24 protein-coding genes are annotated in these 25,758 nt (G+C 72.5%); 12 read left to right on the plus strand and 12 right to left on the minus strand.

Going from position 1 to position 25,758, the window contains the following annotated elements; all coding sequences use genetic code 11:
• Positions 1-22 precede the first annotated feature (22 nt).
• From FFS51_RS14680 to FFS51_RS09405, 5 genes are all read right to left on the minus strand, one after another.
• Positions 23-325: a Dabb family protein gene (locus tag FFS51_RS14680; RefSeq protein ID WP_045247737.1), complete on the minus strand. Its 303-nt coding sequence runs from the start codon at positions 323-325 to the stop codon at positions 23-25.
• Complete coding sequence (locus FFS51_RS14685) at positions 322-600, minus strand: glutaredoxin family protein (protein ID WP_045247736.1); 279 nt, start codon at positions 598-600, stop codon at positions 322-324. Before FFS51_RS14685 ends, FFS51_RS14680 begins: the two co-directional genes overlap by 4 nt.
• A 36-nt stretch (positions 601-636) precedes the next feature.
• A complete protein-coding gene (locus tag FFS51_RS09395; RefSeq protein WP_045247735.1) occupies positions 637-930 on the minus strand; it encodes a rhodanese-like domain-containing protein in 294 nt (97 codons plus the stop codon).
• A gap of 110 nt (positions 931-1,040) precedes the next feature.
• Positions 1,041-1,139 carry a 30S ribosomal protein bS22 gene (locus FFS51_RS09400; RefSeq protein WP_003792170.1) on the minus strand — a complete coding sequence of 33 codons (99 nt, stop codon included), beginning with the start codon at positions 1,137-1,139 and terminating at the stop codon, positions 1,041-1,043.
• 81 nt (positions 1,140-1,220) lie between these two features.
• Positions 1,221-1,412, minus strand: a complete 192-nt coding sequence (locus FFS51_RS09405) for a helix-turn-helix domain-containing protein (RefSeq protein ID WP_137878171.1) — start codon at positions 1,410-1,412, stop codon at positions 1,221-1,223.
• A 153-nt stretch (positions 1,413-1,565) separates the two neighbouring features.
• Between FFS51_RS09405 and FFS51_RS09410 the strand changes: the two genes are divergently transcribed.
• Positions 1,566-2,021, plus strand: coding sequence for a hypothetical protein (locus tag FFS51_RS09410; protein ID WP_137878172.1), 456 nt, complete (start codon positions 1,566-1,568; stop codon positions 2,019-2,021).
• A 10-nt stretch (positions 2,022-2,031) separates the two neighbouring features.
• On the opposite strand, the gene FFS51_RS09415 is transcribed toward FFS51_RS09410, so the two are convergent.
• Positions 2,032-2,433, minus strand: coding sequence for an ArsR/SmtB family transcription factor (locus FFS51_RS09415; RefSeq protein ID WP_045247732.1), 402 nt, complete (start codon positions 2,431-2,433; stop codon positions 2,032-2,034).
• 64 nt (positions 2,434-2,497) lie between these two features.
• On the opposite strand from FFS51_RS09415, the gene FFS51_RS09420 reads away from it, so the two are divergent.
• Positions 2,498-3,940 (plus strand): TrkH family potassium uptake protein, encoded by a 1,443-nt coding sequence (locus FFS51_RS09420; protein ID WP_249352697.1) that lies wholly within the window; start codon positions 2,498-2,500, stop codon positions 3,938-3,940.
• Positions 3,933-4,604, plus strand: a complete 672-nt coding sequence (locus tag FFS51_RS09425; RefSeq protein WP_045247731.1) for a potassium channel family protein — start codon at positions 3,933-3,935, stop codon at positions 4,602-4,604. The genes FFS51_RS09420 and FFS51_RS09425 overlap by 8 nt, the downstream gene beginning before the upstream one ends.
• Positions 4,605-4,627: 23 nt before the next feature.
• On the opposite strand, the gene proC is transcribed toward FFS51_RS09425, so the two are convergent.
• Positions 4,628-5,464, minus strand: a complete 837-nt coding sequence (gene proC, locus FFS51_RS09430) for a pyrroline-5-carboxylate reductase (protein ID WP_137878173.1) — start codon at positions 5,462-5,464, stop codon at positions 4,628-4,630.
• A 131-nt stretch (positions 5,465-5,595) separates the two neighbouring features.
• On the opposite strand from proC, the gene FFS51_RS09435 reads away from it, so the two are divergent.
• The 3 genes from FFS51_RS09435 (at position 5,596) to FFS51_RS09445 (ending at position 8,751) form a co-directional block, all read left to right on the plus strand.
• On the plus strand, positions 5,596-6,720 hold the full coding sequence (locus FFS51_RS09435) for an alpha/beta hydrolase (RefSeq protein ID WP_045247729.1): 1,125 nt from the start codon (positions 5,596-5,598) through the stop codon (positions 6,718-6,720).
• Between the two features lie 70 nt (positions 6,721-6,790).
• Positions 6,791-7,786 (plus strand): cation diffusion facilitator family transporter, encoded by a 996-nt coding sequence (locus FFS51_RS09440; protein ID WP_045247728.1) that lies wholly within the window; start codon positions 6,791-6,793, stop codon positions 7,784-7,786.
• 41 nt (positions 7,787-7,827) lie between these two features.
• On the plus strand, positions 7,828-8,751 hold the full coding sequence (locus tag FFS51_RS09445) for an LLM class F420-dependent oxidoreductase (RefSeq protein WP_137878174.1): 924 nt from the start codon (positions 7,828-7,830) through the stop codon (positions 8,749-8,751).
• 104 nt (positions 8,752-8,855) lie between these two features.
• Here FFS51_RS09445 and tadA read toward each other — a convergent pair whose 3' ends face one another.
• Positions 8,856-9,299 carry a tRNA adenosine(34) deaminase TadA gene (gene tadA / locus FFS51_RS09450; RefSeq protein ID WP_137878199.1) on the minus strand — a complete coding sequence of 148 codons (444 nt, stop codon included), beginning with the start codon at positions 9,297-9,299 and terminating at the stop codon, positions 8,856-8,858.
• Positions 9,300-9,360: 61 nt separating this feature from the next.
• Between tadA and upp the strand changes: the two genes are divergently transcribed.
• Positions 9,361-9,993 carry a uracil phosphoribosyltransferase gene (gene upp / locus FFS51_RS09455; protein WP_045247839.1) on the plus strand — a complete coding sequence of 211 codons (633 nt, stop codon included), beginning with the start codon at positions 9,361-9,363 and terminating at the stop codon, positions 9,991-9,993.
• An 88-nt stretch (positions 9,994-10,081) separates the two neighbouring features.
• On the opposite strand, the gene corA is transcribed toward upp, so the two are convergent.
• On the minus strand, positions 10,082-11,083 hold the full coding sequence (gene corA / locus FFS51_RS09460; protein WP_137878175.1) for a magnesium/cobalt transporter CorA: 1,002 nt from the start codon (positions 11,081-11,083) through the stop codon (positions 10,082-10,084).
• A 222-nt stretch (positions 11,084-11,305) separates the two neighbouring features.
• Complete coding sequence (locus tag FFS51_RS09465; RefSeq protein ID WP_137878176.1) at positions 11,306-14,839, minus strand: TM0106 family RecB-like putative nuclease; 3,534 nt, start codon at positions 14,837-14,839, stop codon at positions 11,306-11,308.
• 119 nt (positions 14,840-14,958) lie between these two features.
• Here FFS51_RS09465 and FFS51_RS09470 point away from each other — a divergent pair, with 119 nt between their 5' ends.
• Complete coding sequence (locus FFS51_RS09470; RefSeq protein ID WP_137878177.1) at positions 14,959-17,031, plus strand: NAD(+) synthase; 2,073 nt, start codon at positions 14,959-14,961, stop codon at positions 17,029-17,031.
• 1 nt (position 17,032) lies between these two features.
• Positions 17,033-17,590 (plus strand): phosphorylase family protein, encoded by a 558-nt coding sequence (locus tag FFS51_RS09475; RefSeq protein WP_045247723.1) that lies wholly within the window; start codon positions 17,033-17,035, stop codon positions 17,588-17,590.
• A 522-nt stretch (positions 17,591-18,112) separates the two neighbouring features.
• Here the strand turns inward: FFS51_RS09475 and FFS51_RS09480 are convergent.
• Both FFS51_RS09480 and FFS51_RS09485 read right to left on the minus strand, forming a co-directional pair.
• A complete protein-coding gene (locus FFS51_RS09480) occupies positions 18,113-21,097 on the minus strand; it encodes an AAA family ATPase (RefSeq protein WP_137878178.1) in 2,985 nt (994 codons plus the stop codon).
• Entirely contained in the window at positions 21,094-22,248 is a 1,155-nt protein-coding gene (locus tag FFS51_RS09485) for an exonuclease SbcCD subunit D (protein WP_137878179.1), read from the minus strand. Before FFS51_RS09485 ends, FFS51_RS09480 begins: the two co-directional genes overlap by 4 nt.
• Positions 22,249-22,631: 383 nt before the next feature.
• Here FFS51_RS09485 and FFS51_RS09490 point away from each other — a divergent pair, with 383 nt between their 5' ends.
• The 3 genes from FFS51_RS09490 (at position 22,632) to FFS51_RS09500 (ending at position 25,718) form a co-directional block, all read left to right on the plus strand.
• Entirely contained in the window at positions 22,632-24,302 is a 1,671-nt protein-coding gene (locus tag FFS51_RS09490; protein ID WP_045245812.1) for a helix-turn-helix transcriptional regulator, read from the plus strand.
• An 88-nt stretch (positions 24,303-24,390) separates the two neighbouring features.
• Positions 24,391-24,879 carry an 8-oxo-dGTP diphosphatase gene (locus FFS51_RS09495; RefSeq protein WP_056208154.1) on the plus strand — a complete coding sequence of 163 codons (489 nt, stop codon included), beginning with the start codon at positions 24,391-24,393 and terminating at the stop codon, positions 24,877-24,879.
• Between the two features lie 59 nt (positions 24,880-24,938).
• Positions 24,939-25,718 (plus strand): alpha/beta fold hydrolase, encoded by a 780-nt coding sequence (locus tag FFS51_RS09500; protein ID WP_137878181.1) that lies wholly within the window; start codon positions 24,939-24,941, stop codon positions 25,716-25,718.
• The last annotated feature ends 40 nt before the right edge of the window (positions 25,719-25,758 follow it).

A 25,758-nucleotide genomic window follows, 5' to 3' on the forward strand; every position in this document is an offset into this window, starting at 1 on the left:
CGGCGGGCGCGGTACGCGCGGGTCAGACCTCGAAGTCGACCGAGAGCCGGGAGGCCACGACGCTGCGGATGTAGCCCGCGGCCTCCTGGTGGGCGGGGTGCGTCTGATACGCCTCGAGTCCGGCGAGATCGTCGACGTCGATGACGACGGCGACATCGGCGTTCACATCGGCGTAGGCCACGTTCGGTCCGGCAGAGATCGCCCGGATCGAGGGAACCACCCCGTCGAGGGCGAGCAGGCGACGCGCGACCTCGGCGGCCTGCTCCGCACGCTCGGCGGGATCTGTCGCCGCGAGCGTCCAGGCGACGACATGCCGCAGCGTCACGAGGCGCTCACCGCGTGGAGCGACTCGGTCACCGCGTCGCGCAGCCGCTCCGGCGCGACCCGCCAATGGGCGTGCACGCGGCCGTCGATCAGCACGACCGGGATCTTCTCCCACCAGAGGTCGAACAGCTCGGGATTCTCGAGAATGGATGCCTCGGCCACCACGACACGGTCGGCGTCGGCGTCGGGCAAGTCGGCGACGACCTGCTCGATGACGCCGCGAGCGACGTCGCAGAGGTGGCATCCGTCTTTGCCGATGAGGGTGATCTCGGTCACGGGGTCATCCTAGGAAGAGGGGCGGACAGTGCCCGGTCACTGCTCCACGGCGAAGCCGGCCGAGACCCACTCGCCCGTGCCGCCCTCGACGTTGGTGGCATCGTAGCCGCGTGCCTCGAGCGCCTGCACCGCGCGGGCGGATCGGCCGCCGAGCTGGCAGATGACGTTGAACGCACCGTCGGGCAGCGCGTCGAGGTTGTCGCCGAGCGTGGACAGGGGGATGTTCACGGCGCCGGGCACGTGGCCGGCGGTGAACTCGTCGACCTCTCGCACGTCGACGAGGGGCACGTCGGACTGCTCGTGGAGCTGCTGCACGGTGATGGACTTCATGCTCTGAAGCGTACTGGGCGCGTGCGCCCGGGAAGGCCGCCCGGAGCAAACACGAAGCGCCCATCCTCACGGACAGGCGCTTGTGTCAGTACCGCTGGTGCGGCGGCCGCTCACTTCTTGTTGCGGCGCTGGTGGCGAGTCTTGCGAAGCAGCTTGCGGTGCTTCTTCTTCGCCATGCGCTTGCGGCGCTTCTTGATGACAGAACCCACGGAAAACCTCACTGGTCGGCGGTTTGGGTGCGCCCGATGCGCACCCGGGAACGGGCAATCGAAAAAATGCCTCGGATCAGTCTAGCCGACGTCGGCCGCGGGACGCGTCACGGCCTCGTCGACGGCGCTCGCGGGCACGCGGAAGCTGCGCCCGAAGCGCACCGCGGGAAGCTCTCCGGAGTGCACGAGGCGATAGACCGTCATCTTCGAGACCCGCATCACGTCGGCGACCTCGGCGACCGTCAAGAACTGCACGTCGGGCAGCCCCGTCATGGTTTTCCCTTCCCCCCAGCAACACGCGTCACACGCGTAACGCACATCGTAGGGGTCGCGCGACTTCCGTGTAAACACGGGAGACGGCGGATCCCCAGCGACTTCATCGACGCATGATGAGCGGCATCCACCTCCGGCGCGCATCATGCCGCCATGTCCGACTCGACGACCCCCGATCAGCCCACCGTGCCGCTGCCCGCGAACCACCACGCCGGCGGTGCCGCCCGCGAGCTCACCCCCTCGTATGCAGCGGATGCCGCGGCATCCGCACCGCCCGCACCGCCCGCGGCGACGGGTTCGGCGACGGGTTCGGCGGCCACGCCGCCACCCGCCCGCAGCCGCCGCGGGTGGATCATCGGAGGCTCGATCGCGGGCGGCCTGATCCTGCTCGCCCTGACCTTCGGCGGCGGCGTCGCGGTCGGATGGGTCGGAGCACACATCCAGGTCGCCGTGTCGAACTCGATGCACACGCGCGGCGGTCAAGGCGGGATGATGCCCGGCTACGGCTACGGCAACGGGAGCGGCGGCCAGGGCGGCTACGGCCCGTTCGGCCACCAACGCGGCAACGGGTCCAACTCGAGCAACGGCAACGGCTCGAGCAACGGCTGAGCCGAGCGGCTCAGCGGCCGGGGAGCTTCTTCAGCGCCGTGGTCACGACGTGACCGACGGATGCCGCGGCGCGCCCCACGACCTCCGCCGCGTGCGCGGCAGGCTCGGGCAGCACGGCGCTCAACGCCTCACCCTCGGGCAGATCGAAGAACGGCAGCAGCCAGTCGTCGACCTCGTCGAGGGGTGACGCCGACAGGCTGTAGTAGCGGTGCTGGCCGTCTTCACGCACCGAGACGAGCTCGGCCTCGCGCAGCACCTTCAGGTGCTTGGACACCGTCGGCTGGCTCACCCCGAGCTCCTGCACGATCAGCGAGACACTCGTTCCGGTCTCGGCGGTGCGCGACCGCTCGAGAAGGAACGAGAGGATGTCGCGCCGGGTCGCGTCCGCGATCACGCCGAAGATGTCCGCCATGTGCCTAGGTTAGCCGGGGCTCGTGGCCGCTACCATGACAGGCGCGGCGACGAGAGGGGCAGCGGTGGCAGGCGAGGTGTCCACACCCGGCCCCGCACGCGCCCTCGGCACCTGGATCGCCCGGTTCGCCCGCGACATCCGCGATCTGTCGACCGCCTCTCCCGCCCGTTTCGCGGTGCTGGTGTTCACCGCCCTGATCCTCGTGTTCACGGGTCTGCTGTCGCTCCCGGCCGCAGCGGCCGACGGACGCGCGACCCCGTTCGTCGACGCGCTGTTCACCGCCGTCTCGACAGTGTGCGTCACGGGGCTCGCCACCGTCGACATGGCCGCACACTGGTCGGCGTTCGGCCACGTCATCATCTACGTCGGCGTCAACGTCGGCGGGATGGGTGTGCTGACTCTCGCCTCGATCATGGGGCTCGTGATCTCGAAGCGGCTGGGGCTGCGCGCCAAGCTCATCGCCGCGAGCGACACCAATCCGCTCCGGGCCCACGCCGGCCCCGTCAACGAGGGCCAGACCGTGCGGCTGGGCGAGGTGGGCCAGCTGCTGCGCACCGTCGCACTGTCGACGCTGGTGATCGAGGCGGCCATCTCGGTGCTGCTCTATCCGTCGATCCTGCTCGCGGGCATCGACCCGCTCACCGCGTTGTGGCAGGCGCCCTACTACGCGGCCATGTCGTTCACGAACACCGGCTTCACCCCGAACCCGGGCGGACTCGCCCCCTTCGCACACGACTACGTCTTCCTCACGACCCTCATGGTGAGCGTGTTCCTCGGCAGCATCGGCTTCCCCGTGATCTACACGCTCGCCCGGCACCGCTGGCACGTGCGCCGATGGTCGCTCCACGCGAAGCTCACCCTCATCACGACCGTGGTGCTCTTCCTCGCCGGCGCGGTGGTCTTCCTCACGCTCGAGTACGCCAACCCGAAGACGTTCGGCAGCATGGACGCCTTCGACACGACCTTCCAGTCGTTCTTCCTCTCCGCCATGACCCGCTCCGGCGGCTTCTCCGTGGTGAACATCGGGGATCTCAACGGGTCGTCGCTCGTGGTCGGGTCGATGCTGATGTTCGTGGGCGGCGGCTCGGCCTCGACCGCCGGCGGCATCAAGGTCACGACGCTCGCAGTGCTCGCCCTCGCGGTGTGGTCGGAGGCACGCGGACGCCCGTCAGTGAACGCGTTCGGCCGCCGTATCCCGAGCGACGTGCAGCGGGTCGCGCTCTCGGTCGTCGCCTGGGGCGCGACGATCGTCGCCGCCTCGACGATCACGATCGCGCAGATCACGCAGGCCCCGATCGCCGATGTGCTCTTCGACGTGATCTCCGCATTCGGCACCGTGGGGCTCTCGACGGGGCTCACCGCCGAGCTCCCCGACCCGGCCGCCTACGTGATGGCGGTCACGATCTTCATGGGCCGCATTGGTACAGTCACACTGGCCGCGGCCGTGGCGGCGTCGTCGCGCTCGCAGCTCTACACGTTCCCCACCGAGAGGCCGATCGTTGGTTGAAAAGGTGCGCAGCGATGCCCCGGTGCTCGTCATCGGGCTCGGCCGGTTCGGGGCCGCGTGCGCGGGTGAGCTCGACCGACTCGACCGTGAGGTGCTCGCGATCGACGACAGCGCGGAACTCGTGCAGAAGTGGTCGGACCGGGTCACCCACACCGTGCAGGCCGACGCCCGCAACATCGACGCCCTGCGGCAGATCGGGGCGCAGGACTTCCAGGTGGCCGTCGTCGCCGTCGGTTCTCTCATCGAGGCGTCCGTGCTCATCACCGCGAACCTGGTCGATCTGAAGGTGCCGCAGATCTGGGCGAAGGCGGTGAGCCAGTCCCACGGCAAGATCCTCGCCCGCGTCGGGGCGAACCACGTCATCTACCCCGAGCGGGAGGCCGGCGAGCGCGTCGCGCACCTCGTCAGCGGCCGGATGCTCGACTTCATCCGCTTCGACGACGACTTCGTGCTCGCCAAGCTCTACCCGCCGAAGTTCCTGCGGGGAGTCGCCCTGAGCGCCTCGGGCGTGCGCACGAAGTTCAACGTCACCGTCGTGGGCGTGAAGTCGCCCGGCAAGCCGTTCCGCTACGCCGAGGCCGACACCGTCGTCACCGCGCACGACCTGGTGATCGTGTCGGGCACGAACGGCGACGTCGAGAGGTTCGCGGCGCTCGAGCGCTGACGGATGCCGCGGCATCCGCTCTCTCAAGCGCCGGCGGCGAGCTCCCAGGCACGGGCGAGGGCGGCATCGGTCGCACGACCGAGCAGCTCGTCGAGATGGGCGTCCTGCAGCACCGCGATCGCCCGCTCGGTCGTGCCCTTCGGGCTCGTCACCTGGCGGCGCAGCTCGGCCGGATCCTCGCCGGTCGCCGCGAGCAGCGCCGCAGCACCGATCACCGTCTGCTCGGCCATGAGCCGCGCATCCGCGGGCGAGAATCCCTTGGCGAGCGCGGCCTTGGTGAGCTCCTCGACGAAGAGGAAGAGGTAGGCGGGCCCTGAGCCCGAGATCGTCGACAGGGCGTCGATCTCGTCCTCGGGCACCTCGACGACGGCCCCCACGGTCTCGAAGAGCCGTCGCACGAGCGCGACGTGCGCGGCATCCGCCGTCGTGCCCGCGGCGAGTCCGGTCACCGCCCGCCCGACGGTCGCCGGGGTGTTCGGCATCGAGCGCAGCACCACGACGCCGTCACCGAGGATGCGCTCGAACGTGGCCACAGTCACGCCCGCCGCGAGGCTCACGACGATCGTGCCGGGGCGCAGCACGGGGGCGACGGCCTCGAGCAGGTCGGGCACCATCGCGGGCTTCACGCCGATCAGCACGATGTCGGCGCCGGCGGCCGCGGTGAGGTTGGCGTCGGGATGCGCCTCGAGGGCGATCGATGCGAGCCCCGCGATGCCGTCGAGCGTCGCGGCCTTCGCCGCCGAGCGGTTCGTGACGACGATGCCACGGCAGGATCCGGATGCCGCGACTCCGCGGGCGATCGCACCCCCCATCGAGCCTGCTCCGAGGATGGCGATGGGGGGAAGCTGCGCGTCGACCATGTCGCCATCCTAAAGTTCACGCGGCAGGACCGATGATCGACCTGAAAGTTCATTCACATGGCGGCACGGCGCGACTATCATCGGCAGTGCCGGGGCGGTGCCGCCTCGGCTGAGCCGCGGAGGGACGCCCGATGACCACCCAGCCCGATCTGTTCGACGGAATCGTCGCCCGCACCGTCGCGACCGACCGCCTCGCGGTCAACGTGCTCCTGCGCGAGGACGACGACCCGACCACTCCCGCCGATCGCACCGTCGTGCTGGTGCACGGCAACGTGTCGTCCGCGCTGTTCTGGCAGGAGATCATGCAGGACCTCCCCGGGGACGTGCGGGTGATCGCCGTCGACCTGCGCGGGTTCGGCGGGAGCGAGAGCCTGCCCATCGACGCGACCCGCGGGGTGCGCGACTTCAGCGACGACGTGCATGCGACGCTCGAGGCCCTCGGGGTCGCCGCGCCCCACCTCGTCGGCTGGTCGATGGGAGGCGGCGTCGTGATGCAGTACGCGATCGACCACCCCGTGGCATCCCTCACTCTGCAGGCACCGGTCTCTCCCTACGGCTTCGGCGGCACCCGCCGCGACGGCAGCCGCCTGACCGACGACGACGCCGGCACCGGCGGCGGCGGCGCGAACCCGGACTTCGTGCAGCGCCTCACCGACCACGACACCAGCGCCGACGCCCAGACGTCGCCGCGCAGCGTCTTCCGATCCGGATACGTCGCCCCGGGCTTCGAGAGCGAGCACGAGGACGCCTGGGTCGCCTCGATGCTCACGACCTCCACCGCCACGGGCAACTACCCCGGCGATGCCGTGGCGAGCGAGAACTGGCCCGGATTCGGGGCCGGCCGCATCGGCGTGCTGAACACCATGGCGCCGGGCTACTTCAACACGTCCGGCATCGTCGGTCTCGCCGTCAAGCCCCCGGTGCTGTGGGTGCACGGCGACGCCGACGCCATCGTGTCCGACGCGTCGTTCTTCGACCTCAACCACCTCGGGGCGCTCGGCATCATCCCCGGCTGGCCCGGGGCGGACGCCGCGCCCGCCCAGGAGATGGTCTCCCAGACCCGTGACGTGCTCGAGGCCTACGCCGCCGGCGGCGGCGAGGTCACCGAGCTGCTGCTGCCCGGCGTCGGCCACTCGCCGCACCTCGAGCGCCCCGCCGAGGTGCGGCGCGCACTCCTCAGTCACATCGGCTACGTGGGCCGACCCGTCGACCCGGCGCCGCCCACCGAGACGATCGTGCTGCGCTCGGCCGACTGACCGGGCCCGGGGCGCCCGGAACGGCGAGGGATGCCTCCGGCCCGGGACGGGGCATCCCTAGACTGACGCCATGAGCGCATCCGGCGGCAACAGGGCGGTCATCGCGGCACTTCTCGCGAACCTCGGCATCGCCCTCACCAAGTTCCTCGCGTGGGCCTTCTCGGGGTCGGCGTCGATGCTCGCCGAGGCGATCCACTCGCTCGCCGACTCGGGAAATCAGCTGCTGCTGCTCTTCGGCGGCCGCCAGGCCCGGCGCCGTGCCGACGCTGAGCATCCGTTCGGCTACGGCCGTGAACGGTACGTCTACGCGTTCGTCGTGGCGATCATCCTGTTCTCGATCGGTGGGGTGTTCTCGGTCATCGAGGGCATCGACAAGTTGCAGCATCCGCACGAGCTCGAGAACCTGTGGCTGCCGCTCGTCGTGCTGCTGCTCGCCATCGGTCTGGAGTCCTTCTCGCTGCGCACCGCCATCCGCGAGTCGAACCACCACCGCGCCGCCGGGGAATCGTGGTTCGGGTTCATCCGGCACGCGAAGGCACCCGAGCTGCCCGTCGTGCTGCTCGAGGATGTCGCGGCCCTCACCGGTCTCGTGTTCGCCCTGTTCGGCGTCGGGCTGTCGGGACTCACCGGCAACCCGGTGTTCGACGCCCTCGGCACCCTGTTGATCGGCCTGCTGCTGATCGCGGTCGCGATCGTGCTCGGCATCGAGACGAAGAGCTTGCTCGTCGGCGAGGGCGCGCGCCCCGCCGACCAGCGGGCGATCGAAGCGGCGATCACCGGCGGCGGCGAGATCTCGCACCTCATCCACATCAAGACCCTCTATCTCGGACCCGACGAGCTGCTGGTTGCGGCGAAACTCGGCTTCGCCGCCGACCTGCCGCTCGCCCGCGTCGCCAGCGACATCGACGCGATCGAGGCGCGCATCCGCGCCGCCGTGCCGATCGCGCGGGTCATCTACCTCGAGCCCGACCTCTACCGGGCGCACGGCGAGCCCGAGGCATCCGCTCGACGGCAGATCACCCCGCCACCGCCGACCGCCGAGGTCATCGTCGCCTCGTCCGACTGACCGCTCTCGCCCACCGCGTGCCGGAGCGGCAGACTGGGGACATGGAGTACTGCCTGTTCACCGAGCCCCAGCAGGGGGCGTCGTACGCCGACCAGCTCGAATTCGCCCAGGCCGGTGAGCGGCTCGGGTTCGACGGGTTCTTCCGCTCGGACCACTACCTGCGCATGGGCGAGGGCGACCCGCTGCCCGGTCCGACCGACGCGTGGACGACCCTCGCCGGCCTCGCCCGAGAGACCTCGCGCATCCGGCTCGGCACCCTGGTCTCCTCGGTGACCTACCGGGTTCCCGCGATCCTCGCCATGCAGGTCGCGCAGGTCGACGCGATGAGCGGCGGCCGGGTCGAGCTCGGGCTCGGCACGGGCTGGTTCGAGGCCGAGCACACCGCCTACGGCATCCCGTTCCCGCCCCGCCGCTTCGACCTGCTCGAGGAGCAGCTCGCCGTGATCACCGGGCTGTGGGAGGCATCCGGATCGTTCTCGTTCGACGGCGCCCACTACCGCCTCGAGAACGCACCCGCCCTGCCGAAGCCCGTGCAGGGCCGAGTGCCGGTGATCGTCGGCGGCGGCGGACCTAAGCGCACCCCCGCGATCGCGGCGCGGTTCGCGACCGAGTTCAACATCGGGTTCCAGCCCGAACAGGTCATCGCCGAGAAGTTCGCGGGCGTGCGCGCCGCGTGCGCCGAGATCGGCCGCGACCCGAGCACGCTCAAGCTGTCGGTGGCACTCCCGACACTCGCCGCCCCCACCGAGGCGCAGCTCGAGCGCCGTGCGGCGGCCATCGGCCGCGACCTCGACAGCGTGCGCGGCGACACCAACATCGTCGGTGGGCCGGATGAGATCGTGGCGAAGGTCGAGCGCCTGCAGGCCCTCGGCGCCACGCGCGTGTATTTCCAGCTCATGGACCTGCGCGACATCGAGCAGGTCGAGTACCTCGGCTCGACGGTGCTCCCCCGCCTACCCCGCTGAGGCTCTCGTCGCGGCGGCGGGCGCTGCGGCCCGGCGTCCGGGCGGCGCGGCCGCCGCCGGCCCGCCCGCCGCGCAACGTCGGAACCCTTTCCCGACACGCCGTGTCAGAAGGCGTCGGGTCGGCGCGCCTCGAAGAAGTTCCGAAGCTGCGCCTGCGCCTCGGCGGCGAGCACCCCGCCCACGACCTCTGCGCGGTAGGGCAGACGGCGGTCGCGCACCACGTCGTACATCGACCCCGCTGCACCCGCCTTGTCGTCCCACGCGCCGAACACGACCCGCGACACACGCGCTTGCAGCAGCGCCCCCGCGCACATCAGGCAGGGCTCCAGGGTGACGACGAGCGTGCACCCCTCGAGGTTCCACGACCCGATGGATGCCGCGGCCTGCCGCAGGGCGACGACCTCGGCGTGCGCCGTGGGATCCCCCGTCGCCTCGCGCAGATTGCGCCCTTCGCCGATCGGAGTGCCCGCGGCATCCACCACGACCGCACCCACGGGAACATCGCCCTCCGTGCCCGCCACCTCGGCGAGCGCAAGCGCCCGGCGCATGGCGGCGAGGTCGGCGGGGGTCGTCACGGTGACAGCGTAGGCGGTGCTCTAGCCTGTGATCATGCGCTTGCACGTCGCCGACCACCCGCTCGTCACCCACAAGCTCACGGTTCTGCGCGACCAGCGCACGCCGTCGCCGATCTTCCGCCAGCTCACCTCCGAGCTCGTGACGCTGCTCGCCTACGAGGCGACCCGCAACGTGCGGGTGAAGGACATCGAGATCTCCACGCCCGTGACCACCACGACCGGCGTCGCGATCAGCGACCCGCGCCCGCTCGTGGTGCCGATCCTGCGCGCCGGTCTCGGCATGCTCGAGGGCATGGTGACGCTGCTGCCGACCGCCGAGGTGGGATTCCTCGGAATGGTGCGCAACGAGGAGACGCTGGAGCCGTCGACGTACGCCGAGCGCCTCCCCGACGATCTGAGCGACCGTCAGTGCTTCGTGCTCGACCCGATGCTCGCCACCGGCGGGTCACTGGGTGCCGCGATCGAGTTCCTCTTCACGCGGGGCGCGCAGGATGTCACGGCGATCTGCCTGCTCGGCGCCCCGGAAGGCGTCGCGGCGATCGAGAAGCAGGTCGCGGGACGCGACGTGACCCTGGTGCTGGGCGCGCTCGATGAGCGGCTCAACGAGCACGGCTACATCGTGCCCGGGCTCGGAGACGCGGGCGACCGCCTCTACGGCACCGTCTGACCGCGGTCGCTCGGGCCGGCGGCGACCCCCATGTGTGGGCCCGGCACGCGCGGCCTCCGTCGCCCCGCGATGCGTCGACGGACCGCGCTCACAGCCAGTGCTTGCGCTTGAAGATGAAGTAGAGCGTCGTGGGGAACGCGAGCATCACGCCGATCGCCAGCGGGTAGCCGTACTGCCAGTGCAGCTCGGGCATGTCTTCGAAGTTCATGCCGTAGATCGTTCCGATGAGTGTCGGCGCGAAGATGATCGCCGCCCAGGATGAGATCTTCTTGATCTCGTCGTTCTGAGCCAGGTTCGCCTCGGTCTGTCGCCGCGCGACGAGCGCGGAGTGCACCGTGAGCGCCTTGTCGAGCAGCGTACGGTAGCCGTCGACCTGGGCGTCGATCTTCTCGACGTGGTCGAGCACGTCGCGCAGGCTGCGGCGCAGCTCGAGGTCGACGTCGTACTTCTCGAAACCGCGCTGGAGCTTGTCGATCATGGCGGCGAGGGGGTGCACGGCCCGACCGATGCTGAGCACCTCGCCGTACAGCTCGTAGATACGTCGCGACAGGGCGTCGTCGTCGCTGTCACCGAAGAGCTGATCCTCGATCTCGTCGAGATCGTTCTCGATTCCGGCGACGACGGGCTCGTACTCGTCGACCACCCGGTCGAGGATCGCGTAGAGGATCGCCTCCGGACCCAGCGCGAGCAGGTCGGGCTGGTGCTCGAGTCGCGAGCGCACCGCCGCGAGGTTCGGGGATTCCGCGTGACGGATCGTGATGACGAAGTCGGGGCCGACGAACACGTGCACCTCGCCGAGCTCGACCTCCTCGCGCTCGTCGTCGTAACGGGCGGGTCGCAGCACGACGAACAGCACGTCGCCGTAGCGTTCGATCTTCGAGCGCTGGTGCCCGGTGAGTGCGTCCTCAACGGCGAGCGGGTGCAGATCGAACTCGGCGGCGACCGAGGCGACCTCTTCGGCGCTCGGACGGTAGAGCCCGATCCAGGCGAGGCCCCCGCGATCGTCGTGCAGCCGGTAGGTCTCATCGAGCGTGCCGGGTGTCTCGGCGCGGCGACCGTCGACGTAGATGGAGTTGTCGACCAAGGGCATGGGCGGGCTCCTCTCTCGGGGCGGTCGCGCCGCTCCGACTCGGGACAGCGGGTGGAGCGCGGCGAAGCCGCTCGATGGTAGCCGACCGACATGACCTGTTCGGGGCATCCTGACGAGATCCTCACGGCGGCACGTCGCTCGGCGTCGCGGCACCTGCCGGTGGGCGTGCGCGAGGGGTGCCGCGACGCGGCCGGCGTCGTCGAGCGCGCCGCGGGCCTGGGGTCAGGCGACGCCGACGAGCCGAGCGAACGCGCTCAGGCGCGCGACGCCGGCCGGGGTGTACGGCAGGTCGTCGAGCAGAGCGGGCGAATAGATCACGTAGGCGGCGACCTTCGCCCGCGAGACCGCGACGTTGAGCCGGTTCTGCAGCAGCAGGAACTCGAGTCCGCGCGGCGCCGCCCGCCCGGACGACGCGGCGAGGCTCACGATCGCGACCGCCGCCTCCTGCCCCTGAAAGCGGTCCACCGTGCCCACCCGCACGTCGGCGAGACCGGCGCCGGCGAGCGCCTCCTCGACGAGCACCTGCTGCGCGTTGTACGGGGTGACCACGATCAGATCGGATGCCGCGAGCGCCCGTCCGCCCGCGGCGTCGGGATCGCCCGGGTCGGTGTACGTGCGACCCACCAGGTCGCGGGCGAGTCGCACGACCTCGGCGGCCTCTTCGGGCGACTGCACGGCGTTACCCTCGTGGGCGAGGGGCAGCGGATGCAGGCCCGGCTCGATGCCGGCGAGCGAGCGGAGCCCGGCGTCGGGGGCGGAGGCGAGCGCACCGTCGTAGGACAGGGTCGAGACCGGGGCGGCGACACGCGGATGCATGCGCCAGGTGCGCGAGAGGAAGTAGCCGTGGGTCGGCGGGAGCACCGCGGCATCCGCCATCACCCACCCGAGCGCGGACGTGTCGACCGGCTCGGGATGCGTTCCCTGACTGACCTGCGGCAGCTGCTGCGGGTCGCCGAGCAGCAGCAGACGCGGGGCGGCGAGCGAGACGGCGATGGTCGAGGCGAGGGAGAACTGCCCCGCCTCGTCGATCACGAGCAGGTCGAGCCCGCCGCGCGCAACGCGGTTGGTGTTCGCGAAGTCCCAGGCGGTGCCGCCGACGACGAACCCGCCCGACTGGTCGGCGATGAACCCGGCCATCCCGTTCTTGCGGATCGCCGTGAACGCGTGACCGGTCGATGCCGGATCCTTCGGCGCCTTCGCCACCTGCACGGCGGGCACCCCGGCGGCGATGACCCCTTCGAGCATGTGCTCGACGACGGCATGGGACTGCGCGACCACACCGACCCGGAACCCGCGGTCGCGCACGAGGCTCGCGATCACCCGGGCACCGATGTAGGTCTTGCCGGTGCCCGGAGGACCCTGCACGGCCAGGTAGCTGCGGTCGAGGTCGGCGACGGATGCCGCGATCGTCGCCGCCAGCTCGCCCGCCGCGCGCCCGTGCGGGCTCGAGGTGAGCTGACGCCCGCGCAGACGCGGCGGACGGCGGCGCAGCAGATCGGTCGCGGGGTCGTCGGGGAACCCGGGGGCGGCGTCGAGCAGCCCCTCGGCCCATGCGTCGATCGCGGTCTGCTGCCCGGCGGCCTGCGGGGGCCGCGGCGGAGTCAGCGCGATCGGCAGCGTGTCCCACGTCTCGCCGTCGACGGCGAACTCGGCGATCACCGCGCCGTCGTCGAGCACCTCGAGCACCTGAACGGTGCGGCCGGCGTGGATCCACCGCGGCGACGGCTGGGCGATCGGGTAGGGCGCAGGCATGGGGTAGAGCGCGAACGGATCGGAGCCCTCGCTCAGCCGGGTGCCGGGCGCGACGTCGCCGTGCAGCTCCATGATGCGGCGGTCGACCCGCTGCCCGTCGCCGCGGTGCCAGTCGGTCACGACCCGACTGCGGGCCGCGTCGACGACCACCACGTCACGGGTCTGCTCCCAGAGCGACACCGGCTCGCGCAGCCGCAGGAAGTGACCCGCCCAGAACGTCTTCGCCTCGCGCGGGTAGTAGTCGATGGCGGCCGCGGCGAGCGCCAGCGCACGCACGTCGGGGTCGTCGGGCGACGTGAGGGCCGCGGCATCCGTCGCCCGTCGGCTGAGGGCGACCGATGTCGGCGACGGCTCGTAGGGCGTCTCCTCGGGGGTGACATCGCGGGCGGGATAGAGCCCGGCGTCGCGCGCGCGGGCGACCAGCCAGTCGCGCAGCCGCAGAGTGGAAACGCAGTCGTCGCGGTTGTACTCGGCCAGGTCGTCGAGGATCGCCGCCGCGGCCGCGTCGTCGCCGTCGTCTGCGGCCGCCCGCGCCTCGACGTAGCGCACGATCGAGTCGTCGCCGCGCTGCACGTCGCTCGTGCGCAGGTCGTCGCCCATGTAGAGCGGCTCGAGCTTCTTGATCGAGTAGGAGCGGGACCCCACCCGCAGCGCCCGCCGCACGATCGGGTAGAGATCGACGAACACACCCTCGCGCAGCAGCCGATCAACCTCGGCCTCGCGGGTGCCGTGCCGCGCGGCCATCTGCAGCAGATGCGTCGGCTCGTACGGCGCGTAGTGGTAGATGTGCAGGCCCGAATGGGTGCGCCGGCGCAGCTCGATCAGATCGACGAACTGCTCGAGCGCGCGCTTCTCGTCGGCGAAGGTGTGCGCCCACAGGGCGCTGTACTGCTCGCGGGTGTCGACCCACCCGAACAGGTAGTCGATGCCCCACACGTTCGCACCGCCGGCGTGCTCGGTGTAGAGCGGGTCGCCCTCGAAGTCGAAGAACAGGTCGCCGTGATCGGGCCGCGGCAGCGCACCGAGCGCGGCCGCCGACACCACCTCGTACGCAGGCGCGGGCGGGCGGGACGCGGCATCCGTCTGCTGCCGCTCGCTCGCCAGCTGCAGCCGCGCCTGCGTGCGCAGCGATTCCCACACCTCGGCGCCGAGCCCCGCAGGCGGGGCGGATGCCGCGGCCAGCGCGTCGATCGTGTCGACACCCCCGGCGCGCATCCGCTCGCGCTGCACCGGGCGCATGCCGGCGACGAGCAGCAGGTCGCGTTGGCCGACCACCTCGAGGTCACACGTCGCGCACCGGCCGCACGCCACGACGTGCAGGGCGCCGCGGTCGTCTCCCCAGGCGATCGGCGTGCCGGACGCCCCGGCAGCGAGGTCACGGTCGGCGATCAGGGCGCGCAGGCGCTCCCGCCGCAGCGTGAACACGGGCATCAGGTCGGCGACCCGGTGCACACTCGTCGTGCCGTCGCCGAGCAGCAGCTCGACCTCGTCGGCGCGGGCGATGCCCAGCCGGTCGAGCTGGTCGACGTAGGCGGCGAGCTGCATGAGCGCGGTGACACGGGCGTGGCGGGCGAGCTTGGTGTCCTGCACGATCCAGCGCCCGTCGTCGCCGCGCAGCAGGAAGTCGGCGAACCCGACGAACTCGCCGGTCGCGAACGCGGCCTGGTAGACGACGGATGTCGCCGGGTCGCCGAGCGCCCGCACGGTCGCGGTGACCGCGGCATCCATCGCCGTCGCATCGGCCGAGCGCGTCTCGGGGATCTCGACGACGGTTCCCGGATGCGTCTCGCGGTAGCGCTCGAGCACGCGCAACTCGTGCTGCGTGCCGAGGCGGCCGGCGCGCTCGAGGGTGGGGTCGTCGGGCTCGTCGACCGCGGGCACGCGGCCGAGCTTCGCGTCGATGGCGCGCAGCCAGGCGAATTCGCACTCGGCGGCGGCCTTGAGGTCGCTCGCGCTCCACACGATGCGGGCGGGCTGTGGGCCTGCGGCCTCGATGTAGCGCATGGGACGTCCTCTCCCGCTCGACCCTAACGGCCGCCGCCGACACCGCCGCTGCGCCGCCGTGGCCGCCGTGCCCCGTCGTCGGCGCGCGGGCCGACGGCCCGCAGTGCCAGACTGGACGCGTGACCACCGCCCTGCCGTTCGCGAGCGCCTATCGCCACGGGTTCGCCCGTGTCGCCGCGGTGACCCTTCCGCTCGCGATCGCCGACCCCGCGCGCAACGCCGCGGCGACGATCGCGGAGGCGCGCCGGCTGCACGACGACGCCGTCGCCGTCGCCGTCTTCCCCGAGCTTGGTCTCAGCGGATACGCGATCGACGACCTCGTGCTGCAGGACCCGCTGCTCGACGCCGTGATCGACGCGATCGACGCGGTGGCGGCGGCATCCGCCGATCTGCTGCCGCTGCTGTTCGTCGGCGCGCCGCTGCGGATCGGCAGCCGCCTCTACAACTGCGCGGTCGCCATCCACCGCGGGCGTGTGCTCGGCGTCGTGCCGAAGACCTCGCTGCCGACCTACCGCGAGTTCTACGAGCGGCGCTGGTACGCCTCCGGAGCCGACGCCGACACGGATGTCGCCGACCTCGGGCCGCTCGGAACGGTGCCGTTCGGCACGCAGCTGCACTTCGCGGCATCCGATGTGCCCGGCCTCGTCGTGCACGCCGAGATCTGCGAGGACCTGTGGGTGCCCGTGCCCCCGTCGTCGACCGCCGCCCTGCAGGGCGCGACCGTGCTGCTGAACCTGTCGGGCAGCCCCATCACCATCGCGCGCGCCGACGACCGCGAGCTGCTCGTGCGCTCGCAGTCGCTCCGCGGCCTGGCGGCGTACGCATATGCCGCCGCCGGCATGGGCGAATCGACCAACGACGTCGCGTGGGACGGGCAGACCCTCATCGCCGAGCTCGGCACCGTGCTGGCGCGCACCGAGCGCTTCCCCGAGGGGGCGCGCGCGGGCATCGTCGACGTCGACCTCGACCGCATCCGCCAGGACCGCCAGCGACAGGGAACGTTCGACGACAACCGCGCCGCACTCGTGCCCGGCGCCCCGGTGGTCGTGCCGTGGCGGCTCGACCCGCCCCTGAGCGATGTGGGCCTGCGACGGGATGTCGCGCGGTTCCCGTTCGTGCCCGCGGATCCGGCCCGTCTCGCGCAGGACTGCTACGAGGCCTTCCACATCCAGGTCGCCGGTCTCGAGCAGCGCCTCGCCGCCATCGGCCACCCGAAGCCGGTGATCGGTGTCTCCGGCGGCCTCGACTCGACGCATGCACTGCTCGTCGTCGCACGGGCCATGGACCGCGCCGGGCGGCCGCGCAGCGACATCCTCGCCTACACGCTGCCGGGGTTCGCAACCAGCGACCACACCCGCTCGAACGCCGTCGCGCTCGCCGAGGCGATCGGCGCGACGGTCGAGACGATCGACATCACCCCGGTCGCCCACGACCTCCTCGGCGCGATCGGGCACCCCTACGCGAGCGGCGAGCCCGTCTACGACGTGACGTTCGAGAACGTGCAGGCGGGCGCCCGCACCGACGTGCTCTTCCGCCTCGCGAACCGTCACGACGGCATCGTCATCGGCACCTCCGACCTCTCCGAACTCGGCCTCGGCTGGGCGACGTACGGCGTCGGCGACCAGATGAGCCACTACGCCGTCAACGCCGGCGTGCCGAAGACGCTCATCCAGCACCTCATCCGCTGGGTCATCGCCGAGGGCGAAGGGGTGGATGCCGCGACCGCCGCCGTGCTGCAGTCGGTGCTCGACACCGAGATCAGCCCCGAGCTCGTGCCGGCCGATGCCGACGGCAACGTGCAGTCCACCGAGGACACCATCGGGCCGTACGCCCTGCACGACTTCGCCCTGTTCCACGTGCTGCGCTACGGGCTGCGGCCCTCGAAGATCGCGTTCCTCGCCGAGCGCGCCTGGGCGGATGCCGCAGCCGGCTCCTGGCCCGCCGGGTTCCCCGAGGGCGAGCGGCCGAGCTACGACCGGGCCGAGATCGTCCGGTGGCTGCGCGTGTTCCTGTCGCGCTACTTCGGGTTCGCGCAGTTCAAGCGCACGGCCATCCCCAACGGCCCGAAGGTGTCGCCCGCCGGATCACTGTCGCCGCGCGGCGACTGGCGGGCGCCGAGCGACGGCAACGCCCGCGCCTGGATCGCCGAACTCGATGCCGCCCTCGACACCACCGCCCCGGGAGACAACTGACATGCGCCTGCTGGTCGCCGCCCTGAACTCCGAGCTCGTCGGGTTCCCGCTGGAGCTGCCCGGCTTCTCGCGCCTGGTCACCGGACCCGGCAAGCTCAAGGCCGCGGTCGAGCTGACCCGGGCCCTCGAGCGCGGCGAGGTCGACGAGATCGTCGTCGTCGGCACCGCGGGGCAGCTCGACGCCGGCCTCGCCGCCGGTGTGCACGAGATCTCCGCCGCGCTGCAGCACGACGTGACCGACCTCGACGGCATCGTGGGGCAGCACGTCTCGCTTCCGTCGACCGTCGAGACGGGGCATCCGGGTGTCGTCATCGCCACCGGCGACCGGTTCATCGACGACGCCGACGCCGTGGTCGCGATCCGCGAGCTCGGCGCGCAGCTGGTCGACATGGAGACGTTCGCCTACATCTGGGTCGCGCACGAGTACGCGGTGCCGATCCGCGTGTTCAAGGCGATCTCCGACAGCGCGCAGGACGGCGCCACCCAGCTGTGGGACGAGACCGTCGCCCACTGCAGCGCCCAGCTCTACACCCACCTCGCCGGGCTCTACGGGGCCTGAGGGCGGGCCCGGCCGGGCGTGCGGCGTGGGGCGTGCGCGGGCGCGTCTCGCGTGGGTGGGGCTTCGGGGCGGGGTCGCGCGGGCGGGGCTCCGGCGCGGAGTCGCGCGAAGCGGGCCGCGCGGGCGCGCCGCGCAGGGGGCGAGCGCAGGAGAACACGCGGACGCAGGACGAATCGCGAGGATGTCGCCTGTCCTCGCGCGTTCGCCTGTTTCCGCGCGGGCGGGAGCGCACGGCGGGCACCGGCACCGGGCCGTGCCGGGCAGGTACGGAAAACAGGAACACACGCGGACGCAGGAGGAATCGCGAGGATGCCGCCTGTCCTCGCGCGTTGGCCTGTTTCCACGCGATCGGCGGCAGGCCGGCACAGCCGCATGGGCGGCATCGGGCCGCGCGAGCGGCGTGGTCGGCACAGCCGCGTAGCCGACGCGCGAGCGCCATGGGTCGGCACAGCCGCATGGCCCGGGCGCCGCGCGCCCGCGTCGGGCCGAGCGGCGCCCCGCGGACCCGGCCCCGCCGGCTGATCAGTCCGACTGCCGGATGATGCTGGACCCCCGGCCGGTAGCCTCGACGACGAGCTGGGCGGGGATCTGCTCCTTCATCGCCTCGACGTGGCTGATGACGCCGACCGTGCGTCCGCCGCTGCGCAGCTCGTCGAGGGTGCGCATCGCGAGGTCGAGGGTCTCGGCATCGAGCGAGCCGAATCCTTCGTCGATGAAGAGCGTGTCGAGACGGATGCCGCCGGCCCGCGCCGTCACGACCTCGGCGAGCCCGAGCGCGAGGGCGAGCGAGGCCAGAAAGGTCTCCCCGCCGGACAGCGAGTGCGCGGGGCGCGCGACCGCGGTGAACGCGTCGACGATCTCGAGCCCGAGACCGCTCTGCGCCCCGCGTGAGGCACGCGCATCGGTGTGCTGCAGGCGGTACCGCCCGCTCGACATCTCGTCGAGCCGCACGTTGGCGGCAGTCACGATCTCCTCGAGCTCGGCGGCGAGTACGTAGGTCTCGAGCGGCATGCGGTAGTCGTTCGGGGCACGACCCGCGAGGGTGTCGGCGAGGCGGGCGACAATCTGATGCGTCCGCTCGAGCTCGGCGCGGCCCTCGTCGACGGCGGCGGCCCGGTCGCGCAGGTCACTGAGGGCGGCAGCGGCCTGATCGTGCCGGGAGAGGGCGTCGGTCGCGGAACGCACGGCGTCGCGCGCGACCCGCAGTGCCTCCTGCGCGGCCGCGACGTCGACCGGCTCCTCGGGGAGCCCGAGCGCCTCGAGTTCCGCCCGACGCGCGGTGACCGTGGCGACGGATGCCTCGTGCCCCCGCACCCGCGCATCGAGGCGGTCGCGCTGGCCCGCGTCGCGGACCGCCGCACGCACGGCGTCGGCGTCGGCGAACGGGGAGCCGCCGAGCGCGTCGGCGCAGCGCTCGGACGCCTCCCGCGCGGCCACGTCGGACGCCGTCTGCGCGGCCACCGCGGCGACGACCGCCGCGGCGACGGCGAGCTCGGCCTCATCTGCGGCGACCCGCAGGCTGACGCTCGCGTGACGGCCGCGCGCGGCGTCGACGCGGGCGACGAGGGCGCCGCGGCGGGCCGCGAGCCCCGCGAGGACGGCGTCGGCGTCCGCGAGGTCCGTCGCCCGCGCGGTGCGCTCAGCCGCCAGGTCGCGTTCGGTGTCGTCGAGGCGGTCGCGTGCGGCCACACCCTCGTCACGACGGACCACTGCGGCCGTCGCCGCCGCGGCGCGGTCGGCGGCGGCGGCGAGGCGCGCACTGAGATCGTCGACCGAGCCGCCTTCGGCGCGCGCGGCGGCCGCAGCGAGGGCGGCCCGGGCGTCGCTCGCCGCGGCGCTCGACCGCTGCGCGACGGCCTGCGCTGCGTCGCGCGCGGCGGCGGCCGCATCGATCTGCGACGGCGTGGCGGTCTCGGCGGGCGCGGCAGCGGGGTGGGGGTGAGAGGTCGCTCCGCACACCGCGCACGGCTCGCCGTCGACGAGTCGCTCGGCGAGCTCCCCGGCCGCCCCCGCGATGCGGGTGTCGAGCAGGTGCGACCAGTTCGCCGTCGCCGCGCTCAGCGCGCGGGCGGCCGCCGCCTCGTCCTCGTCGGCGCGCTGCGACGCCGCGGCGAACGTCACCGTCTCGCGGGCGGCATCGAGTCGCCGCTGCAGGTCGGCGACGTCGCGCTCGCGCGCATCGCGTGCGTCGGCGTCGGCCGTGGCCGCCGCGATGCCGGCGCCGAGGATCGCGCGCTCGGCCGGGATCTCACCGGCACGCACATCGATCGCGGCAATCCGCTCGCGGGCAGCCTCGGCGCGCGCGGCGGCGGACTCGCGGGCGCCGTCGATCTCGGCGAGCTCCGTCTCGCCGGCGAGCGCATCGCGGGCGCGGGCGAGGTCGCCGGTCAGCACCTCGACACGGGCCGGGGCGTCGGCATCGTCATGGCCCCAGGCCCCCCGCGCGCGCTCGGCGGCGGCACGGGCGAGCTCGGCCGCGCGCAGCGCGCGGGCCTGCGCCTCGACGACTTCGCGCAGCGCCTCGGCGGCGAGCGCCCGCCGCAGCTCGGTGCGCGATGCCTCGATGGCGGGCTCCGCCGCGGCGAGCTCGGCCGTTCGTCGCCGTTGCGCGGCCCGCTCGGTCTGCTGGTCGGTGATCCGGCGCGCGTCGGCGAGGGCATCGGATGCCGCGACCGCCGCGGCATCCGCCGTCACCGCCGTCTGCGCGATCGCGGCACGCCGATCCGCCGCGCGGGCGAGGGCACCCTCGAGATCGGAGGCGTCGAGATCGGCTGGCTCTAGGTCGGAGTCGGCAGCGGCAGCGGCAGCGGCAGCGACGGGATCGCCGCCCCACCCCTCGCGCGCGATCAGCTCGGCGGCCTGCCGGCGCACGAGCGCGACGGCGTCGGCACCGCGGTCGAGCGCGTCGCGCGCCGACTTGCGCCGCTCGTCGAGGCGGCGCGTCAGATCGTCGTAACTGCGGGAGTCGAAGAGAGTGCGCAGCAGCTCCTGCCGCTCGTCGTTGCGGGCGAGCAGGAACCGCTGGAATCGGTTCTGCGCGAGCAGGATCACCTGCAGGAACTGCGCCTGCGTGAGCCCGACCACCTCGGCGAGCGTGACCCCCACGTCGCGCGGCCCTGCCGCCACGCCCCGCCATCCGGTGCCGTCCCACCGGGCGAGCTCGGCCCGCGCCTTCTCGAGCGTGACGCCCTCACCGCGCTGCTTCGGCCGCTCGTAGTCGGGCGCCCGCACGATGCGCCAGCGCTCGCCCGCCGCCGAGAACTCCAGCGCGACCTCGGTGATGTCGTTCGGGCCGCTGTGATCGCTGCGCAGGCGCTTGTCACCCGCCTCGTAACGAGGGACCGCACCGAACAACGCGAAGCAGACGCCGTCGAGGATGCTCGACTTGCCCGCCCCGGTGCGACCGGTGATGAGGTACAGACCGTCGGCGTCGAACGCGTCGAAGTCGACGCGCTGGCGCTCGCGATACGGTCCGAAGCCCTCGAGCTCGACGCTGTGGAGCTTCACCGCGCCGCCTCCGTCGCCGACCGCTCCGCCAGCACGTCGGCGAGGACCGCTCGTTCGTCGTCGCTCAGCCCCTCCCCGACGCGCACGTGCGCGAGGAAGGCGTCGACCAGCTGCACGTCGTCACGGGCGGCACGCACGCGGGCGCCGTAGTCGGTGCGCTCGCCCGAGCGGCCGCCGGCGGGCGTGTGCGCGACGGTCGCGCACCACGGGAATCTCTCGCGCAGCCGTCGCATCGGATCGGGCTGAGGCGCGGCATCCGTGTATTCGGCGCTGACCCAGGCGTCTTCGTCGACGTCGAAGCGCGGATCGGAGAGAAGCTCGTCGAAGGTGCCGCGCACGACGGCGAGGCGACGGGGCACCGGAAGATCGAGCCAGGTCACCGCGGCGAGACCCGCCGCGTCGAGGTCGACGAGCCAGGCGCCGCGCGGCTTGTCGCGCTCGCCGAAGCTGTAGTGCAGCGGGGCGCCGCTGTAGCGCACCCGCTCGCTGAGCGTCGCCCGCCCGTGGATGTGCCCCAGGGCGACGTAGTCGGGACCGTCGAAGACCGACAGCGGAACGAGGTCGATGCCACCCTGGGTGATGTCGCGCTCGACGCCGGGAGTGGCGCCGACGCCGGCCGCGAAGCAGTGCGAGAGCAGGATGCTGCGCCCCCCGCGCTCCGCGAGATCATCGCGCACGAGCGACATGGCGTGACCGAGCACGTCGTGCTGCGTGCGCGTCGGGATATCCGGCCACAGGTGTCGCACGAGCGAGGGCTCGAGGAACGGGATGCCGTAGACGTGCACGGGCCCCTCGGCATCGTGCACGGTGACGGGCTCGGCGAGACGCGCGGGGTCGGTGAGCACTCGGATGCCCTCGCGCAGCAGCGGCGCCTGGAACCCGAGCCGGGCGGCGGAGTCGTGGTTGCCGCTGGTCACGATCACACTCGCCCCCGCATCGCGCAGGTCGAGCAGCGTCTCGGTGAGAAGGGCGTAGGTCGCGGCGGCCGGGGTCACGGAGTCGAAGACGTCGCCGGCGACGACGACGAGGTCGACGCGATGCTCGCGCACCTGAGCGATCATCGCCCGCAGCACGGTCTCGACCGCGGCGAGAGTGCTCGTGCCGTGGAACGTACGACCGAGGTGCCAGTCGGACGTGTGCAGGATGCGCATAACCTCCACGCTACGGCGTCGCTCCGACACCGCCGGCGATCCGCTCGCCCTGTGCCGCGCGCGAAGACGGAGACGCCCCGGGCGGTCCCACACACCGTCCGGGGCGACCTGCGACACCGTCCCGACGCCCCCAAAATGCACGCAGGGCATGATGCCTCAGGACGATCGACGACCGAGCGGCTCTTGGGGGCCGAGCCGCCCGATCGCCGACCGCGCCGAGAGACTATGCGTCCGACGGAATCCGTTGCATAGGGGATTCGGCGTATTCAGGCATACTGAAGGAAGGTCGATGGCGACCGCGCCCGACAGCCGTGAGATCCTGCCGAACGCGGCAGGTCGTACTGGGGGCAACCGTCCGCCGACGGACGGAGACGGCAGGGGATATGAGCGCCGCGGGAGACGCGCACGCGCAGATGTGGGCGGTGGTCGACGACGTGCTGCGTGCGGCATTCGCGGGCGACGCGGGGACGCTGCACGACACGCTCCGACGCCAGCGCTCGGATGCGGGATCACCGGCGGATGCCGCCCTGCTGGGCGTCGCCTGCGCCATCGCCGCGGTAGTCGCCTGCCGGTTCCCGGTGGCGATCGACGAGGCCGACGCCGCCTGGGATGCCGCCACCGATGCTCCGGGCGACGTGCGCCGCCTCGCGGCCGCGGCCCTGCTGATGTGCGATGCGATGGTCGGCACCGATCACGCGGCACGGCGCGGCATCCGACTGCCTGAGATCGTCGCGACGCTCGCCGCGCCCGGGCGAGGTCATCTTCTCGCCTGCTACCTGCTCGCCGAGGCCGCCATGAGTGCGGGAGCGTTCGCGGCGATCCCGCCGATCCTGCGGGCGACGGGGCTGGCGCCCGGACAGATCTCCGCCACCCCCGACGGCCCCGTCGACGGCGCCGCGCTGACGCTGCAGCTGCTGCTGGCCCGCTCGTTCGCGTTCCAGGGGCACACCGACCAGGCCCGCGGCGTGCTCGATGCCATCTCGCACGCCGGCGCCCGTGTGCCCGCGCGAGCCCATGCCGTCGTGGCGGCGATCGCCGCGTTCGCCGCCGCCGGCCGGGCCGACCGGATCGGGTTCGAGCGACTCGCGGGCGGAGTGCTCCGACGTACCCGCGGCGACGTGAACTACCTCTCGGTCGGCGCCTGCTTCTATGTGGCCTGGGGCATGCGCGCCCTCGGACAGCTGCAGCGCGCCGCCGGGGTGCTCGTGGCGATCGCGGGCGCCGACCTCGAACGCTCGAAGCTGTGGGATCAAGCGTTCGGACTCGAACTGCTCATCGAGGCGAGCCTCGAACGCGGAGACCTCGCGAGCGCGAAAAGCCAGGTGGCACGCGCCGCGCACCTCGCGCGCTTCCCGGTGGCCGCGGCATCCGTCGCCCGCGCCGAGAGCATCGTGGCGGCCTCCGACGGACACCGCGACGACGCGCGCACGCTCGCGCTCGCGGCCATCCGGCTCGACGAGGGCGCGGGAGCCCACACCGAGGTCATGCGCGGCAAGCTCGTGCACGCCGCGGCGATCGCCGACGACGACCCGGCGTCGGCGGCGCGCCTGCTCGCCGAGGTGGCGGCGGAGGCGGACGCGTACGGCCTGGAATCGGTGCGCCTGGTCGCCGCACGACGGTGGCGTCGCCTGCGGGAGACGCACCCGGAGCTCACCGGCGAGATCGTCATGCTCACCGCACGGCAGCGGCAGATCGGGGCGCTCCTGGCCGAGGGGCACAGCAACAGGGCGATCGCCGAGGCCCTGTTCCTGTCGCCGCGCACCGTCCAGGCGCACATCTCCGACATGCTCGAGATCACCGGAGCCCGCTCCCGCGTCTCGCTGGCCGCGCGGATCGGCTCCAGCCACGGCACGGATCTGAGCGCGTTGAGCCCCCGCCAGCGGGAGATCGCCGGACTCATCGCCGACGGTCGGCGCAACGCCGAGATCGCCCACGACCTCGGCCTCAGCGAGAAGACCGTGGAGAACCACATCGCCGCGATGTTCACCCGCCTGGGCGTGCGCTCACGCTCCGCGGTGGCCGCCGCCGTGCCGACCGCCGGCGTCGCGGGCTGAGGCGCGTCTCGAGCCTCGGAGATTCCCCCTCGTCCACGCCGCATAGCTGCGTCATCGGGGCGTCCCGCGGCGCCGTACGCTCGGAAGGGTGGAGCTGCCGGTCGTGTGCGTCGCGTTCCTTCTGCGCGAGGGCGTGGAAGGACCCGAGGTGCTGCTCGGATTCAAACGCACCGGTCTCGGCCTCGGCCGGCTGGTCGGCATCGGCGGGAAGGTCGAGCAAGGCGAGACGCTCGTCGAGGGCGCGGTGCGGGAGATCCACGAGGAGACCGGGCTCGTCGTCGACGGCGCCGATCTCACCGCGGTGGGCGTGCTCGACTACCTCTTCCCCGACGAACCGTCGTGGTCGCAGCGTTCGCACGTGTTCGTCGGCCGCGTCTGGCAGGGTGAGCCCGTCGAGACCGACGAGATCGTGCCGGCCTGGTTCCGCGTCGACCAGGTGCCGTTCGCGCGCATGTGGGACGACGCGAAGCGCTGGCTGCCGGGCGTGCTCGACGGGGGGCGGGTGGCGGCATCCTTCACCTTCGGACCTGATCTCGCCACCGTCGTCGCCGAAGGACCCTGGCCCGCCGCCGACTGAGGGCACCGGGTCGCCCTCCCGTCACCTGCGTGTCACACGCGCCGGATAGCGTCTGTCCCATGGTGACCGCCGAGCTGGCCGACGGAGACTCCCGCGACACCGCGCCGTATACGTTCACGCACGACGGGTCCACCCTGGTCGTCGAGGAGCAGGGCGAGGGGCCGGTCGCCTACGTGCTGGTGCATGGCATCGGCATGGGCCGCAGTGTCTTCGCCGATCTGGCGGTGCGGCTGCGGGAGAGCGGACAGGTGATCGCGCTCGACCTCCCCGGCTACGGCGAGGCGCCCGAGCCGCCCCGCACCCCGACGATCGAGCGCATGGCCGACCTCGTCGCCGCATTCCTCCGGCACCGGGGTCTCGACCGGGCGCACGGTCGCGTCGTGCTGCTCGGGCACTCGATGGGCTCGCAGGTGGCCACCGAGGTCGCGACGCGGCATCCGATGCTCGTCTGGCGACTCGTGCTGTGTGCCCCGACGATCAACATCGCCGAGCGGTCGGCTGTGCGCCAGCTCGGCCGGCTCGCACAGGACCTCTGGGGTGAGAGCCCGATCGTGCTCGTGCGCGGCGCCCGCGAGTATCTGCGAGCGGGTCCGAACCTGCGACGCAAGATGCGGGCGATGCTCGCACACCGGCCCGAGGAGTCGTACTCGCGCATCGTGGCGCCGACCCTCGTCATCCGCGGTGAGGGCGACCCGGTGTCGCCGCACGACTGGTGCCGGTTCGTGGTCGAGGAGATCCCCGACGCGCACCTGGTCGAGCTCTCCGGACACGGGCACGAGACGATGATCAAGGATGCCGCGGCCGCCGCAGCCCGCATCGTCGCGTTCGCACGTGCGTGAGCGGGCTCCCGCGCGCGCGGGAGGTCGATCCGGACCGGGC

Origin of the sequence: Microbacterium sp. 4NA327F11 (assembly GCF_005503465.1) — a bacterium.
Classification (GTDB): domain Bacteria; phylum Actinomycetota; class Actinomycetes; order Actinomycetales; family Microbacteriaceae; genus Microbacterium; species Microbacterium ginsengisoli.

Coding starts and splice junctions, on each gene's coding strand:
- FFS51_RS09395 (WP_045247735.1), bottom strand. CDS start 930: ATGAAGTCCATCACCGTGCAGCAGCTCCACGAGCAGTCCGACGTGCCC.
- FFS51_RS09405 (WP_137878171.1), bottom strand. CDS start 1,412: ATGACGGGGCTGCCCGACGTGCAGTTCTTGACGGTCGCCGAGGTCGCC.
- FFS51_RS09410 (WP_137878172.1), top strand. CDS start 1,566: ATGTCCGACTCGACGACCCCCGATCAGCCCACCGTGCCGCTGCCCGCG.
- FFS51_RS09415 (WP_045247732.1), bottom strand. CDS start 2,433: ATGGCGGACATCTTCGGCGTGATCGCGGACGCGACCCGGCGCGACATC.
- proC (WP_137878173.1), bottom strand. CDS start 5,464: ATGGTCGACGCGCAGCTTCCCCCCATCGCCATCCTCGGAGCAGGCTCG.
- FFS51_RS09435 (WP_045247729.1), top strand. CDS start 5,596: ATGACCACCCAGCCCGATCTGTTCGACGGAATCGTCGCCCGCACCGTC.
- FFS51_RS09440 (WP_045247728.1), top strand. CDS start 6,791: ATGAGCGCATCCGGCGGCAACAGGGCGGTCATCGCGGCACTTCTCGCG.
- FFS51_RS09445 (WP_137878174.1), top strand. CDS start 7,828: ATGGAGTACTGCCTGTTCACCGAGCCCCAGCAGGGGGCGTCGTACGCC.
- tadA (WP_137878199.1), bottom strand. CDS start 9,299: ATGCGCCGGGCGCTTGCGCTCGCCGAGGTGGCGGGCACGGAGGGCGAT.
- upp (WP_045247839.1), top strand. CDS start 9,361: ATGCGCTTGCACGTCGCCGACCACCCGCTCGTCACCCACAAGCTCACG.
- corA (WP_137878175.1), bottom strand. CDS start 11,083: ATGCCCTTGGTCGACAACTCCATCTACGTCGACGGTCGCCGCGCCGAG.
- FFS51_RS09465 (WP_137878176.1), bottom strand. CDS start 14,839: ATGCGCTACATCGAGGCCGCAGGCCCACAGCCCGCCCGCATCGTGTGG.
- FFS51_RS09475 (WP_045247723.1), top strand. CDS start 17,033: ATGCGCCTGCTGGTCGCCGCCCTGAACTCCGAGCTCGTCGGGTTCCCG.
- FFS51_RS09485 (WP_137878179.1), bottom strand. CDS start 22,248: ATGCGCATCCTGCACACGTCCGACTGGCACCTCGGTCGTACGTTCCAC.
- FFS51_RS09490 (WP_045245812.1), top strand. CDS start 22,632: ATGAGCGCCGCGGGAGACGCGCACGCGCAGATGTGGGCGGTGGTCGAC.
- FFS51_RS09500 (WP_137878181.1), top strand. CDS start 24,939: ATGGTGACCGCCGAGCTGGCCGACGGAGACTCCCGCGACACCGCGCCG.